The following is a 13,390-nucleotide window of genomic DNA, read 5'->3' as shown; positions in this document are numbered from 1 at the left end:
CCTGCTTTTTTTGTTGGTCTGGATATGGAGTTTTCTTCCTTGTAAGGAAAAATATGATTGTAAAGAGGTTTTACAAGGAATTAAAGTATTTTTACAGTGTGTTAATAAGAGGTTAATAGATTGGCATTATAGTAGGAAGCGTAGTAAATAACTTTTCTGGAGGTCTTGAAATGATTAAAGCAAATTTTAAAAAGAAGATTCTCCCGATCGCTGTTCTATCAACTGTAGCGTTCGGCAGCTTAGTAAGTACTTTTGACGCAGAAGCGAAAAATGAAGAGAAAAATACCAGTGCAGAAATTAAAAATGTTATTTTCTTAATCGGTGATGGAATGGGAGTTTCCTATACTTCTGCGTACCGCTACTTGAAGGACAACCCTGAAACAACAGAAGCTGAGAAGACGGAATTTGACAAATACCTTGTAGGTAACCAGATGACTTACCCTGAAGACCCTGAACAAAACGTAACCGATTCTGCTTCAGCTGCAACAGCGATGTCTGCAGGAATCAAAACTTATAACAATGCAATCGCTGTTGATAATGATGGTTCTGAAGTGAAGACAGTTCTGGAAGCTGCCAAGGAAAACGGCAAAGCTACTGGCCTTGTAGCCACTTCCGAAATTACACATGCAACTCCAGCTTCTTTTGGTGCGCATGATGAAAGCCGTAAGAATATGAATGCTATTGCTGATGATTATTATGATGAATTGGTGAATGGTGAGCATAAAATTGATGTAATGTTGGGCGGAGGAGTAAGCAACTTTGTTCGTAATGACAGGAACCTGACTGAGGAATTCCAGAAAGATGGTTATAGCTATGTAACGAACAAACAGGACTTGCTAAATAACAAAAATGAAAAAGTTCTTGGCCTTTTCGCCCCACGAGGAATGGACAAAATGATCGACCGCAATGAAGAAACTCCTTCTCTGGAGGAAATGACAAAATCAGCAATCGAGCGTTTGAACAAGGATAAGGATGGTTTCTTCTTGATGGTAGAAGGCAGCCAGGTCGATTGGGCTGGACATGACAATGATATCGTTGCTGCGATGAGTGAAATGGAAGATTTCGAGAAAGCATACAAAGCAGCTATCGAATTTGCAAAGAAGGACAAGCACACATTAGTCGTTGCCACTGCTGACCACTCAACTGGCGGGTATTCAATTGGTGCTGACGGCGTCTATAACTGGTTCGGAGCTCCGATCAAGGCTGCAAAACGCACTCCGGACTTCATGGCTGCTCAAATTGCTAATGGCGCAGATGCAGAAGAAACATTGAAGAAATATATTGATTTTAAGTCTGTAGATCAGCCTGAGTTGACAGCTGAAGAAATCCAATCAGTAAAAGATGCTGTTTCAAAAAATGATGCTAGAGAAATCGACAACGCTATTGAAAAGATCTTTGACAAGCGTTCTCATACTGGCTGGACAACTGGCGGCCACACTGGTGAAGACGTACCTGTATATGCTTTCGGTCCTGGAAAAGAACGTTTCTATGGACAGATTGACAACACAGACAATGCTAAAAACATTTTTGATATTATTGCAAACGGCAAGAGAAAATAATTGATTAATTACTCCCGCAGAAACCTTGGATCTGCGGGAAGTTTTTGAAAAGGGGTTTTCGAATTGAAAAAATATCTTCAATTGATGCTGGCTGTTTCATTGCTGACAGGTTGTTCATTTGCCGAGGCAGAGTCAAATAAGGAGAGCAAACCTGCTGAAACTGTTGCGGAGAAACCAATTAAGAAGAATGCAGATGTGTATGTACCGAATCCGCAGGTTACAGATGACAGGGAACTGAAAAAAGCAGGGGATTCTCTAACTGACGATAAAGGTAAATTGACCCTTAAGGCAGTAAAAGAGGTCAATAAAACCTATAATCTCGATGGAATTGAATACACAGTCAAAGATGTTAAATTGTTGCATTTTATCCCTGATTACAGCCTGATTGATTTCTTTCATGTGTATACACATGATGAAGAATTTAATTTTGTTAAAATTGGGGTGGAAGTAAAAAATAACTCCAAGGAAAGCTATCATTTTGGTCCGGTTGCAATGGTGAATATTAATGATTCAATCCACAAGACATGGGAAGATGACATTTACCTGGAAGAACTGCATGGCAAGATTTTAGCAGGACAAAAGAAGCAGGGGAATCTTGGGTTTATAGTGGATGAGCTTGATAACCTCGAAAAGGTGGAAATCCTGTCAGGGGATCTAGTTGGTAAGGATAAAGAAAAAATTGGGGAACCTGTAAAGCTTGTTGTATCTATAAAATAGTAGGATATCTTTACTCTCTATGCCCTTTAGAGCTTTATTTGTAGCAGAGAAACGGAAAGTTAATACTATAAAAAGGAAGCCTTTAAGCATGGCTTCCTTTATTCGTTGTGAGAGTATAATTGCAAGAAAACCAGGTGCCGTCACGAATATTTTGATACGGTATAAATGTCGTTAAGCTTCAGAACGGTGATCATGCTTTACTGTTTTAATAATGAAGTGGAAAGGAGCATAAGGAACGATATCCCCGCCATGGCAATTACCCATAGCCAGGCTGATTGCATGTTTCCAGACTCAAGTGCTACATAGATGGCCGTTGGGGCGGTCTGAGTTTTTCCGGGCAGGTTTCCGGCAAACATTAGGGTTGCTCCAAATTCACCAAGCGCTCTGGCAAAGCTTAAAATAAGCCCGGTGATTAATGTTTTTGCTGAAAGGGGGAGAGTAACATATAAAAATACCTTCCACTCATTTGCTCCATCTACCCTTGCCGCTTCCTCCGCACCAGGATCAATCGACAGGAACCCTGTTTTTGCTGATTGATACATCAATGGAAAAGCTACGACAGTTGCAGCGATAACAGCTGCCCACCAGCTAAAGATAAGGGGACTGCCGAAAACATGTTCAATTAATCTACCGATCGGACTATTTATACCAAAGATGACAATCAATAGAAATCCCACTACAGTTGGAGGGAGTACTAAAGGCAATGTTAACAGCGTCTCTACAGCTGTTTTACCAAAGAAATTCCTCCTTGCCATAAACCTTGCAGCAAATATGCCAAATAAAAATACAAACACTACCGACACTGAAGCAATTTCAAGGGAAAGTTTAATCGGGCTCCAGAACTCACTGCTCATAAAAATCATTCCAATGCTGCTTTAAAGCCATATTTTTTGAAAATTTTCATTGCTTCTTGTCCTTTTAGGAAATTGAAAAAGCCGATAGACTCATTAAGAAGCTTAGTTCCTGCAACAACACCAACTGGATAAACAATAGGATCGTGAAGGTCTTTTCCATTCAAAGGAATAATCCTAACTTTATCGGAAATCAGTGCATCTGTTTTATAAACAATGCCAGCATTGACATTGCCTGTTTCAACATAGGAAAGAACCTGGCGGACGTCCTTAGTGGGAATGATTTTTTTCTCGAGATCTCCCCATAATTGCAATGAAACCAATGCTTGTTTCGCGTACATTCCGGCAGGCACAGATTCGGGAGTGCCCAGGGCGATTCTTTCAATATTATCGCTAGCTAGGGATTCTGCAGAATCGATATTCTTGTTATCTTTCTGTGTGATCAGCACAAGCTCGTTTTTGAGAAGTTTTACGCTGTGTTGTTGATCAATAAGCTGTTTGGAATGTAAGTAATCGAATTTATCCTCAGCTGCGGAAAAAAACAAGTCTACGGGGGCACCTTGGGAAATTTGCTGCTGCAGGGAACCGGATCCACCAAAATTGTAGACAATTCTAATTCCTGGATTTTGTTCCATATATAGTTGCCCGGCCTCTTCCATTACTTCTCGGAGACTTGCTGCGGCAGAGACGGTCAGTTCTGTTTTATTTGTCTCACTGTTATCTGCACAGCCTGAAATGAAGAGTGATAAGGCTGTGAAAAGAAAAATATGTAATTTCCTCAATCAAGACATCCTTTCAAAATACCTTTTTAAACATTTACAATAGATATAACTGATTATATCGAATTAAAAAGGATGCTACATACAAAAATTATCACAAGTTGGTGAAAATATCATTGATTTGAGATGCTGGGGAGTAAGGAAGATGAAAAAAAACTGCCAGATGGCAGTTTCATTAATACTATTGATTCTGTCCGGTTTTTTGATCAATTTGGCTGCAAACCTCGTCAGCGGAAAGGCCATTTGCCTCAATGACTGATCCTTGGATCGACACATCCTGCATTCCCATTACATTTGAATCGATACCAGAAACCACGCAGCAATCACAGCCCTGTACATCAGCTTCAGAGCGCAATTCAACGACGTCATGGCCTCTTTCACGCAAAGCTTCCGAAATGTTAGTAAGCGATTGTTCTACACCAACTCTTGCCATCAATAACACCTCCTCACTAATTTAAGTTGTCCGGCGCAGGTATAAAATATTCCAATCACCAGACAATAGAAGGGCATACTAATTACCAATGGGAGGTGCAGCCATGAGTAATAAAAGGAAAAAGGATCCTTCGACCATTGGGTTGAATTCATCACAGGTTGAAGGACAGGGGACTACAGTAAGTGAAACAGGGAGCAGGCAGGCTTCTTCATCACGAAAGAAGCAGAAAAAAGATTAAGTTTATATAACAAAGCAGAACCCCCCTCGGGATCTCCTGAGGGGGGGTATATTATGCGTACATTTCTGCAATTTGTTTTTGAAGCTCTTCATTTTCAAGGTATTCGTCATAAGTCATCTGCTTATCAATCAAACCTGCTGGAGTGATCTCCATAATCCTGTTCGCCACAGTTTGAACGAACTGATGGTCATGGGATGAAAAGATCATAGAACCTTTAAAATTAATCATGCCGTTATTCAAGGCAGTGATGGATTCAAGGTCCAGGTGGTTAGTAGGCTCATCCAATAGAAGGACGTTTGCTCCAGATAGCATCATTTTTGACAGCATACAGCGGACTTTTTCGCCTCCGGAAAGTACACTTGCTTTTTTCAGTACTTCTTCCCCAGAGAAAAGCATACGTCCAAGGAACCCGCGAAGGAAGCTTTCGCTGTCATCCTTTGGTGAGAATTGGCGGAGCCAGTCCACCAGGGTAAGGTCACAGCCTTCAAAGAACTCAGAGTTGTCTTTAGGGAAATATGCCTGGGATGTCGTTACACCCCATTTAAAAGTTCCGCTATCCGGTTCCATTTCACCGGTAAGGATTTTGAACAATGTCGTAATCGCGATTTCGTTTTTCCCAACAAGTGCGATTTTGTCATCTTTATTCATAATGAAACTGATATTATCCAAAACCTTTACGCCGTCAATCGTCTTGGTAATTCCGTCAACTCTTAATAAGTCATTGCCAATTTCACGTTCGGGGGTAAACCCAACGTATGGATATTTACGGGATGATGGTTTGATATCATCGAGAGATATCTTATCAAGCAGTTTTTTACGGGAAGTAGCCTGCTTGGATTTAGATGCGTTTGCACTGAAACGCGCAATGAACGCTTGCAATTCCTTGATTTTTTCTTCTTTTTTGCGGTTTGTATCCGACTGCATCTTTAATGCCAGCTGGCTTGATTCATACCAGAAATCATAGTTACCGACATAAAGCTGAATTTTACCAAAGTCAAGGTCGGCAATATGAGTACATACTTTATTCAAGAAGTGACGATCGTGGGAAACAACAATAACCGTATTCTCAAAATTGATCAAAAACTCTTCTAACCATTGAATCGCAGCGATATCAAGGTGGTTGGTAGGTTCGTCAAGCAGAAGCACATCAGGCTTACCAAATAAAGCTTGGGCAAGAAGTACTTTTACTTTTTCTCCGCCTCCAATATCAGCCATTTTTTTATCATGAAGCTCTTCGCCAATTCCAAGGCCTTTCAGAAGAATCGCTGCTTCGGATTCTGCTTCCCATCCATTAAGCTCAGCAAACTCACCTTCAAGCTCTGCTGCCTTCATGCCGTCTTCATCCGTGAAGTCTGCCTTCATGTAAATCGCATCTTTTTCCTGCATGACTTCATATAAACGGGCATGTCCCATTATGACGACTTTCAACACTTCGACATCCTCATATTCGAAGTGGTTCTGCTTCAATACTGCCATACGCTCACCAGGTGTCATTGAAACATTTCCTGTTTGCGCTTCGATTTCACCTGATAAGATTTTAAGGAAAGTGGATTTGCCTGCACCATTTGCGCCGATCAGGCCGTAGCAATTTCCCGGATTGAATTTAATATTAACATCTTCAAAAAGCTTGCGGTCACCATATCTCAAGCCGACATTTTGAACTGTAATCATTTATTTAGTAGCCTCCATTAATATATATCCCAAAGATTATAACATGTTTAAATGCTATGAGCGAATTCTTTTTATGGGTGATGGCAGGAAATAAGGTGAATGAGAACGTTTTTTTGTGGAATGGTGTTTTTATTGAGATCAAAATGGGAAAAGGCGAGAGTAGTAAGTAATCGGATGAATTGTACCTTATTATCACAGTGTCGACGTAGCGTCCATTGGGAAATTTATAATTTTTTTTGTTAGCTGATGTCAATTTTTTTGCTCGTTTTCACACATTTTTCATATTTTTCATGTAAAATAATAATAGACAAAGATGGATAAAAGGAGTTTTTGAAATGGCTAAAAAGCAGCTGGTTGATTTTGTTAACCGCCTAAAAGAATCAGGGATTAAAGTCAGCTTCACTAAGCCAAAATCAGAATTTTTCTCCCTGCAAAAAACAGAGAAACATCCCACTACAGTGAATTCACATTAAGTGATAGACAGGCTTCTCCTCATTGTGCAGACGATTAAAGTGGTCATCAGGAAAATCATAATAAGACTAATAAATAGAAAACAAAAAAGCGGTGCAATCAACCGCTTTTTTGCATGCTTATATTTCGTCCATGATTTCTTCGAACACTTCATCTTTATTGAAATCTTCCCCCATCGGGAATTTTTTTATGAATTTATTATTCTCATCAATCAAGTAAGTAAATGTACTGTGGACGTAAAACCCGTTCCCTGGGTCACGATACTGAAATTGGAATGTATCGGCAACCTGTTTGATTTTCTGTTGTTCTTCCAAAATTTCGGCGGGATCACCAGTCAAGAATATCCAATTTCCATCATTTTCAAGTCCGAAATTATCCATATACTTTCTTAAAACTTCAGGGGTATCTCGGTACGGATCAATTGTAATAGTAACAAATTGTACTTCCTTACCGTAAACTCCTTCTTTTATCAAGTCTTTACGCAGCAGGTTCATTTTTTGTGTTGTCGTTGGGCAGATATCAGGACAATGAGTATAAATGAATTCCACAAGCTTAATCGTCTCTGTTTCTTCTCCAAAAGTATAGTTTTCTTCATCCATGGTTACAAGCGTGATATCCTCCGGAATTTGTGCATTGGCATCCCGGATTAGAAAAAATGAGATTCCTGATGTAATCCCTATTAACACAATAAGTGAGCTGATAAGATAGATTTTTTTCATAACACAATCCTCCCCCTTATAAAGATATAAAAAATACGAGGAAAATCATATGGACATTGTGTGAACTATGTTTAATATAGCAACTTCGAAAAAATTATGGCATGCCCGGTGTGATGATAGGACCCTGGCTTATGAACGCATTAAAAGCTACGAACATTTTTCAAGAGATCTGGCAATCGGCACCATTGCGCACAGAAGCCGCCAGGGAAGGGGGAGCGGCAGGGAGCTGTTTCCGGAGCAGAGATGGGTATGGCTGTATCCTTACCTCCTTGGTGCTATCAGTCATTCTCGAATATTTTTATAAACCCAAAGTGTTTTCCTTTTTCAAATTCACTCAATATTACAAAATTCTATCGGACAATTTTCACAGTCGATTTGTTGTTTTAGGAAAAGTAAATCATGGATGATAATTCTTTTTCTGTGTATGGAGATGATTCCTTCATCACGTAATTCTCCGAGCATACGGCTGACGCTCTCCCTGGCAGTTCCACAATAATTTGCTAAATCCTGGTTCGTAATTGGTACATTAATATGGATGCCATCATCTTCTTCGATGCCATAACTATTGCTCAGCCTGATCAGCGTAGAATACAAGGCACCTTTTTTGCCGTGCAGGACAAGATCCCGGAATTTAGTAATGGTTTTTCGAATATGGTCATTCATCCATTTTAGGAATTGGTAAGCAAGACGGCTATTGTTGAACAACGTTTGTTCTAGGGTCTCGATATTTACCGCTGCAGCTTCACCATCTTCAACTACTCTTGCATTAAATAAATATCGAGGACCTGCTGTAAAAAGAGTTAGTTCGCCTACAATATCGTTTTTATTACATAATCTTAAATACAATTCCTTGCCTTCCGCGTTCATTTTTGAAATTTGTACCTTACCGGACAGAATAACAAACATTTCTTTTGCTTCCTGCCCTTCGCGGAATAAAAAAGAACCTTTTTTAAATTTAATGATTTTTTCTGATGCTTTTATTAATTCGCTCATCTCATATGTTAAATTATTTTGATTCTCCTGGCCGGCCACACAATCTCCACCTTTTCCGTCCGTTGTTTATCCTAATTTAAAATGAAATATAAACAAGAGGTCAATAGAGAAAATGTGAACATTACTTTAAGAATGTTGGATTTATTAAAATTTTCCTTTTAATTGGATAAATGAGGTTGACTAAATGGGTGTAGAGAAAGTAATCTATTGTAGAAGATAATTTTTTATTTAAGGAGTATGTTTTATGTTAGGTGTCGTTCTTAACTAAACCGTTAATTTCATACGGTCAATCTGGACTTTTTTTAGGCCTATAATAGGTTTATTTAACTGTGTGCTGGATTGAATGTTAAGAACAATGAACATAGTAAAGCATGCTTGATATCCGTGAGCAGAAGCTGTGTACTTGTACACAGCTTTTTCTTTTGGAAGGGAATGCCTGCAGCCATGACTGCAAGGCATTTGTAGAAGCCGCTGTGGACTTTGTTCCATTGCGGCTTTTTTAATTTATAAAAAATTTAAGTTATTTGTACCACGATTAGTGTCCAGCTCCAGCGCGTAGCCCCTCGAGTCGTTTCGGTCCGCTCAGGTGAAGTCAAAAAACGGCTTTATTGATCGGCCTCCAACGCTTGTCGGGGCTGGACAAGGCGCTTGCGCTTTTCGGAAATTTAAGGAGGAGTAAAATTTGAACGAACAAACGTTTACCGTTCTTGGTTACGACAAAATTAAGGAAGAGATCGCCGGCTTTGCTTTGACTGAATCAGGGCGAATAAAAGCAAGGGAAATGCAGCCTTCCATCAATATGCAACAAATTACATCATGGCAGGAGGAAGTCTCTGAAGCAATTGAAATTCTCAAGATTAGTTCCAGTGTTCCAATCCACGGTCTTGAAGGGATGGAAACGGTTCTTAAAGGCTTTAACAAGGGAATACCGCTACGGACAGAACAACTGGTGCTGCTGCTGTCATTCCTGGAAACCTGCAATAAGATACGACGTTTTATGAAAGATAAGGAGTATTGCGCTCCTAGAGTTTCTGCGTATGTATATGCGATTGAAGAACTTCCCGATCTTGCTGCTGAGATACAAAGATGTATTCGAAATGGCCAAATTGATGATTACGCATCAAGGGACCTGTTGAAGGTACGGAAACAAATTGGAATCCAGGAAGAACGTTTAAAGGAGAGGCTTAACCAGCTCCTGAAATCTGCAAAAATAAAACCATTTCTTCAAGAGGCTGTCATTAGCCAGAGAAACGGCAGGTATGTGGTTCCAGTGAAGAAGGAATATCGCGGCAAGGTAAGAGGTTCAGTGCTTGATACATCCGCATCTGGTTCCACTCTTTTTGTTGAACCCGAAGAAATTGGCTCGTTTCAGGATCAGATGGAATGGCTTTATTTAGAAGAACAAGCTGAAGTGGAAAAAGTGCTGTTCGCCTTGACTGGTCTGGCTGAGGGGAAAGAGAAGGAGATTCGGATTGCTATTGAGACTATGGTCCATTATGACTATCTGTTTTCAAAAGCAAAATACTGCCGGTCTATTGATGCAAAAAGAGTAGCGATCCATGACGATCCAATCATTCTATTTAACGAAGCACGACATCCGCTTCTTGGCGAAAAAGCAGTTCCGTTAACGATTGAAATTGGAACAGACTATCATGCTCTTGTCATTACAGGACCGAATACAGGCGGGAAAACAGTGTCCATCAAGACAGCAGGACTGCTGTCGTTAATGGCACAAAGCGGATTGCTTCTGCCGGTTCAAGAGGGGAGCACTGCCGGTATTTTTCATAAAGTGCTTGTCGATATAGGAGATGGTCAAAGCATCGAACAGAATCTGAGTACTTTCAGTTCCAGAATTGTCAATATCATAGAAATATTGAAGGAAACCAATGACAAGACGCTTGTCCTTCTTGATGAATTAGGCTCAGGAACTGACCCGGGAGAAGGGATGGGCCTAGCTACAGCTATCCTTGAGAATCTGAACAATAAAGGGGCGACCATATTCGCAACAACTCATTACAGCGAGATCAAAGATTTTGCTGACAATCATGAGGATTTCATGAATGGTTCAATGGAATTTGACCTTGAGACACTTAAGCCTACTTACCGCCTGCGTATCGGAAAAGGCGGGGACAGCCAGGCTTTTGCCATTGCACTGAAGCTTGGTATCCATCCGAAGCTGATCGAACGGGCGCATACGATAACCTACAAATCTGAGAAGGATTATACAGCGTTATTTACAAATGACCCTGCGGCGTTGAAAGCAAGAGAGCAGCAAATCATTGCAAACAGGCACAAGAGAAAGAAGTCTTCAGCAATTTCGAAGAAACAGGTAACGCGATTTGAAATGGGGGATAGTGTACATGTCTTAAGTATAGGAGAGCTGGGAGTGATCTTTAAAGGGCCAGACAGACAGGGGAATTATCTCGTCCAGGTCAGGGACGGTAAAATCGAGGTAAATTATAAACGACTGAAGCTGAATCTGCCTGCATCAGAGCTTTATCCTGAAGATTATGATTTCAGTATTATCTTCGAATCCAAGGAGCACCGAAAGCTGCTGAACCAGATGAGTAAAAAACATATTGAAGAAAGTGTTAAACGTGATGATTTTTGACAAAATTTAATCATTCTATTTACTTGCAAGGAGAGCCTTTCTTATAAAGGGCTCTTCTTTTTCGGTATGGCAACGTTCTTCTGAACTTCTAAGGGGTTTCCCCTATTCATCTTTATGATAAAAAGCGCAATGTTGATGATAGCAGTTCGATAAAAAAAGTAACGTCGTAGAAGATAACATCCCAATCAGTGTGTGGACAAAATGCATTAAAACGAATGAAAAGAAATTAAAAAATCCGCGGAGCTATCCGTGGATTTTTGCTATCTCTGTATTCGCCGCAGTGGATAGTTCTATTTAAAGAAGCCACGATTTATGGGCATCGGGCTCTGTTCGTCCAAGCTTTCCGAGCTGGCAGGCATTTTAATACGTATTTTTTAAAAGTTGAATACTATAAAGATACGAAAAGAGCCTATGCTAAAGCTGTTCCTGTCATCCTTTAAAGGAATTCAAGATCCATTCTCCGACAACTCCACCTAAATAAACCCCCACAATCCCCAGGACACCCGCTAGAACTGGAGGTGCTGGAAGAGGAAGTTTCAGAAATTTAAAAAGGACTCCTACTGCTAAACCAGCAACTAAGCTTAAGATGATTTCTTTCATGTTTTCACCGCCTTTTATGGCAAGATGGTTAATGAATTTTTCAGTGAGCAGACGTCTGATCACTCAATAGCAACATTATTTTAACATGACATACGATAATTGAAAACGCTTTATTTATTCTTTTATCATGCATAAAACGAAATGATCTATTCTTATATTGAAATAGTGGTAAAATATAACTCTATAATTGTCAGTACGGAGGATGCAAATGGACAAGCACGTTAAGCGCAACATCTTTACTTTGCAAGGTTTTTATCTTTTTGTGTTTTTTGGCATAGGGAGTTTATTTCCTTTATTAAGTGTTTACTTAAGCGAAGTTGAAAATTTAAATGGATATCAGATTGGCATTATCCTGTCTATTGGACCAGTTATTATGATTTTCTTCCAGCCGTTTTGGGGAATGCTTGCCGACATGAAAAATTTCCATAATCGGCTGCTCACTTTAACTACTTTGATAACAGGTATAGCCGCTTTAGGTTATATTTTCTTTGAAGGATTTTTTTCGTTCATAATTGTAGCGACGATACTCGCGGTTTTTCAAAGCGCAATCATTCCTTTATCAGATAGTATTTCTTTAAAATACACAAGCAAGGCTGGAGTCAATTATGGCAATGTCCGTTTATTTGGATCCCTGGGATTTGGGTTGGCTGTATTTGTGATGGGAAGATTGTCCGAGTGGAACCCGCAAGTGATATTCTACACTTTTTTCCTGACATTGTTGGTTTCCGCAGCTTTTTCGGTGAAAATGCCAAAAGAATCTTCGGGACGTCCGAGCGGGCTTTTCTCAGGGATGAAGGATTTAATGCGGATGAAGAAGTTTCTTGTTTTCCTTGGGGTTACATTCATGGTTTTTGGACCTAACCTGGCCAATAACTTTTACTTCAGTTTGTTTGTGGAGGACCGAGGTGGCACATATACAGGTATAGGTATCGCATTCCTTATCGCAGTGTTATCCGAGATTCCATTTATGAGGGTTGCCGGAAGCTGGATTCGTAAAATAGGACTGCTTCAGGTTGCTTTTATTGCAGCTCTTGTCTCATTGGTTAGATGGATTTTTTATTTTACGGAGCCTGCTTTATCACTTGTATACGCCTCAGCTGTAATTCAGGGTTTTTCACTAGGATTGTTTATTCCAGCAGGCTTGCAGTATATTCGGGATATAACGCCATTGCATATTACAGCAACGGCAGTGACGATTTATTCCGCAGTTGGCAACGGATTGGGCAATTGGTTTTTCACATTCTTCGGCGGGATCATTTTTGAAGAATTCAGTATTTATGGGGTGTACATATTTTTTGCTGCACTCACTTTAATTGGTGTATTGCTGACAGTCTGGTTGTTGCAGGATGATAAAAAAACGTCTTTTAGAACAGGTTATTAGTGAAGATAAAGAGCACTTACTATAATTTGCAGATGATTAAACCCTTCTTACTTGAAGGGTTTTTGTTTTCAATACTATTGAAAACAGAAGTATGGTTTTCGTACTTATATCAAAAAATAATTTAAGTACGAAAGGAGGGACTTCATGAAAGAGAATAAAGGCAAAAATCTTGAACTTGCAGGGCGTATGTATGATACATCGGATTATCAAAAAAATGATGAACTCTCAAATGGGCTTGCAATGACACATGAACAAGCTAGCGACAGTTATGCAGAAGGGGAAATCGGCGGAAAAGTTGAGCGCTCGTCCGGAGCTGAAGATGAATTCAATAACCGAGGACATCAGTAAGCAGGAAATGAGGGATATA

14 protein-coding genes are annotated in these 13,390 nt (G+C 39.9%); 7 read left to right on the top strand and 7 right to left on the bottom strand.

Annotation, left to right across the window (positions count from 1 at the left end):
• Positions 1 to 170: 170 nt before the first annotated feature.
• Both DYI25_RS08460 and DYI25_RS08455 read left to right on the top strand, forming a co-directional pair.
• The gene (locus DYI25_RS08460) at positions 171 to 1,559 is read left to right on the top strand and encodes an alkaline phosphatase (protein ID WP_213367953.1); all 1,389 of its coding nucleotides are present in this window, start codon (positions 171 to 173) and stop codon (positions 1,557 to 1,559) included.
• Between the two features lie 63 nt (positions 1,560 to 1,622).
• The gene (locus DYI25_RS08455) at positions 1,623 to 2,276 is read left to right on the top strand and encodes a DUF4352 domain-containing protein (protein WP_213367952.1); all 654 of its coding nucleotides are present in this window, start codon (positions 1,623 to 1,625) and stop codon (positions 2,274 to 2,276) included.
• Positions 2,277 to 2,473: 197 nt separating this feature from the next.
• Here DYI25_RS08455 and modB read toward each other — a convergent pair whose 3' ends face one another.
• The 3 genes from modB to DYI25_RS08440 form a co-directional block, all read right to left on the bottom strand.
• Positions 2,474 to 3,130, bottom strand: a complete 657-nt coding sequence (gene modB / locus DYI25_RS08450) for a molybdate ABC transporter permease subunit (RefSeq protein ID WP_213367951.1) — start codon at positions 3,128 to 3,130, stop codon at positions 2,474 to 2,476.
• Between the two features lie 5 nt (positions 3,131 to 3,135).
• Positions 3,136 to 3,909, bottom strand: coding sequence for a molybdate ABC transporter substrate-binding protein (gene modA, locus DYI25_RS08445; RefSeq protein ID WP_249745289.1), 774 nt, complete (start codon positions 3,907 to 3,909; stop codon positions 3,136 to 3,138).
• Between the two features lie 178 nt (positions 3,910 to 4,087).
• Positions 4,088 to 4,339, bottom strand: coding sequence for a YkuS family protein (locus DYI25_RS08440; protein WP_102263149.1), 252 nt, complete (start codon positions 4,337 to 4,339; stop codon positions 4,088 to 4,090).
• A 103-nt stretch (positions 4,340 to 4,442) separates the two neighbouring features.
• Here DYI25_RS08440 and DYI25_RS08435 point away from each other — a divergent pair, with 103 nt between their 5' ends.
• On the top strand, positions 4,443 to 4,577 hold the full coding sequence (locus DYI25_RS08435) for a YuzL family protein (RefSeq protein ID WP_213367950.1): 135 nt from the start codon (positions 4,443 to 4,445) through the stop codon (positions 4,575 to 4,577).
• 51 nt (positions 4,578 to 4,628) lie between these two features.
• On the opposite strand, the gene DYI25_RS08430 is transcribed toward DYI25_RS08435, so the two are convergent.
• Complete coding sequence (locus DYI25_RS08430) at positions 4,629 to 6,248, bottom strand: ABC-F family ATP-binding cassette domain-containing protein (protein WP_213367949.1); 1,620 nt, start codon at positions 6,246 to 6,248, stop codon at positions 4,629 to 4,631.
• 335 nt (positions 6,249 to 6,583) lie between these two features.
• Here DYI25_RS08430 and DYI25_RS08425 point away from each other — a divergent pair, with 335 nt between their 5' ends.
• The gene (locus tag DYI25_RS08425; RefSeq protein WP_023627787.1) at positions 6,584 to 6,721 is read left to right on the top strand and encodes a hypothetical protein; all 138 of its coding nucleotides are present in this window, start codon (positions 6,584 to 6,586) and stop codon (positions 6,719 to 6,721) included.
• A 117-nt stretch (positions 6,722 to 6,838) separates the two neighbouring features.
• Here DYI25_RS08425 and DYI25_RS08420 read toward each other — a convergent pair whose 3' ends face one another.
• Both DYI25_RS08420 and DYI25_RS08415 read right to left on the bottom strand, forming a co-directional pair.
• Positions 6,839 to 7,438, bottom strand: a complete 600-nt coding sequence (locus tag DYI25_RS08420; protein ID WP_213367948.1) for an SCO family protein — start codon at positions 7,436 to 7,438, stop codon at positions 6,839 to 6,841.
• Positions 7,439 to 7,768: 330 nt separating this feature from the next.
• Positions 7,769 to 8,431 (bottom strand): Crp/Fnr family transcriptional regulator, encoded by a 663-nt coding sequence (locus tag DYI25_RS08415; protein ID WP_213369491.1) that lies wholly within the window; start codon positions 8,429 to 8,431, stop codon positions 7,769 to 7,771.
• A gap of 682 nt (positions 8,432 to 9,113) precedes the next feature.
• Here DYI25_RS08415 and DYI25_RS08410 point away from each other — a divergent pair.
• The gene (locus DYI25_RS08410) at positions 9,114 to 11,042 is read left to right on the top strand and encodes an endonuclease MutS2 (RefSeq protein WP_213367947.1); all 1,929 of its coding nucleotides are present in this window, start codon (positions 9,114 to 9,116) and stop codon (positions 11,040 to 11,042) included.
• Between the two features lie 429 nt (positions 11,043 to 11,471).
• Here DYI25_RS08410 and DYI25_RS08405 read toward each other — a convergent pair whose 3' ends face one another.
• Positions 11,472 to 11,642: a XapX domain-containing protein gene (locus DYI25_RS08405; RefSeq protein ID WP_213367946.1), complete on the bottom strand. Its 171-nt coding sequence runs from the start codon at positions 11,640 to 11,642 to the stop codon at positions 11,472 to 11,474.
• Positions 11,643 to 11,850: 208 nt separating this feature from the next.
• On the opposite strand from DYI25_RS08405, the gene DYI25_RS08400 reads away from it, so the two are divergent.
• Together DYI25_RS08400 and DYI25_RS08395 are read left to right on the top strand one after the other, a co-directional pair.
• The gene (locus DYI25_RS08400) at positions 11,851 to 13,023 is read left to right on the top strand and encodes an MFS transporter (RefSeq protein WP_213367945.1); all 1,173 of its coding nucleotides are present in this window, start codon (positions 11,851 to 11,853) and stop codon (positions 13,021 to 13,023) included.
• A 144-nt stretch (positions 13,024 to 13,167) separates the two neighbouring features.
• A complete protein-coding gene (locus DYI25_RS08395) occupies positions 13,168 to 13,371 on the top strand; it encodes a YozQ family protein (RefSeq protein WP_213367944.1) in 204 nt (67 codons plus the stop codon).
• Positions 13,372 to 13,390 lie beyond the last annotated feature (19 nt).

The organism is Mesobacillus boroniphilus, from assembly GCF_018424685.1.
Classification (GTDB): domain Bacteria; phylum Bacillota; class Bacilli; order Bacillales; family Cytobacillaceae; genus Mesobacillus; species Mesobacillus boroniphilus_A.
This window is presented reverse-complemented; position numbering and strand designations above follow the sequence as displayed.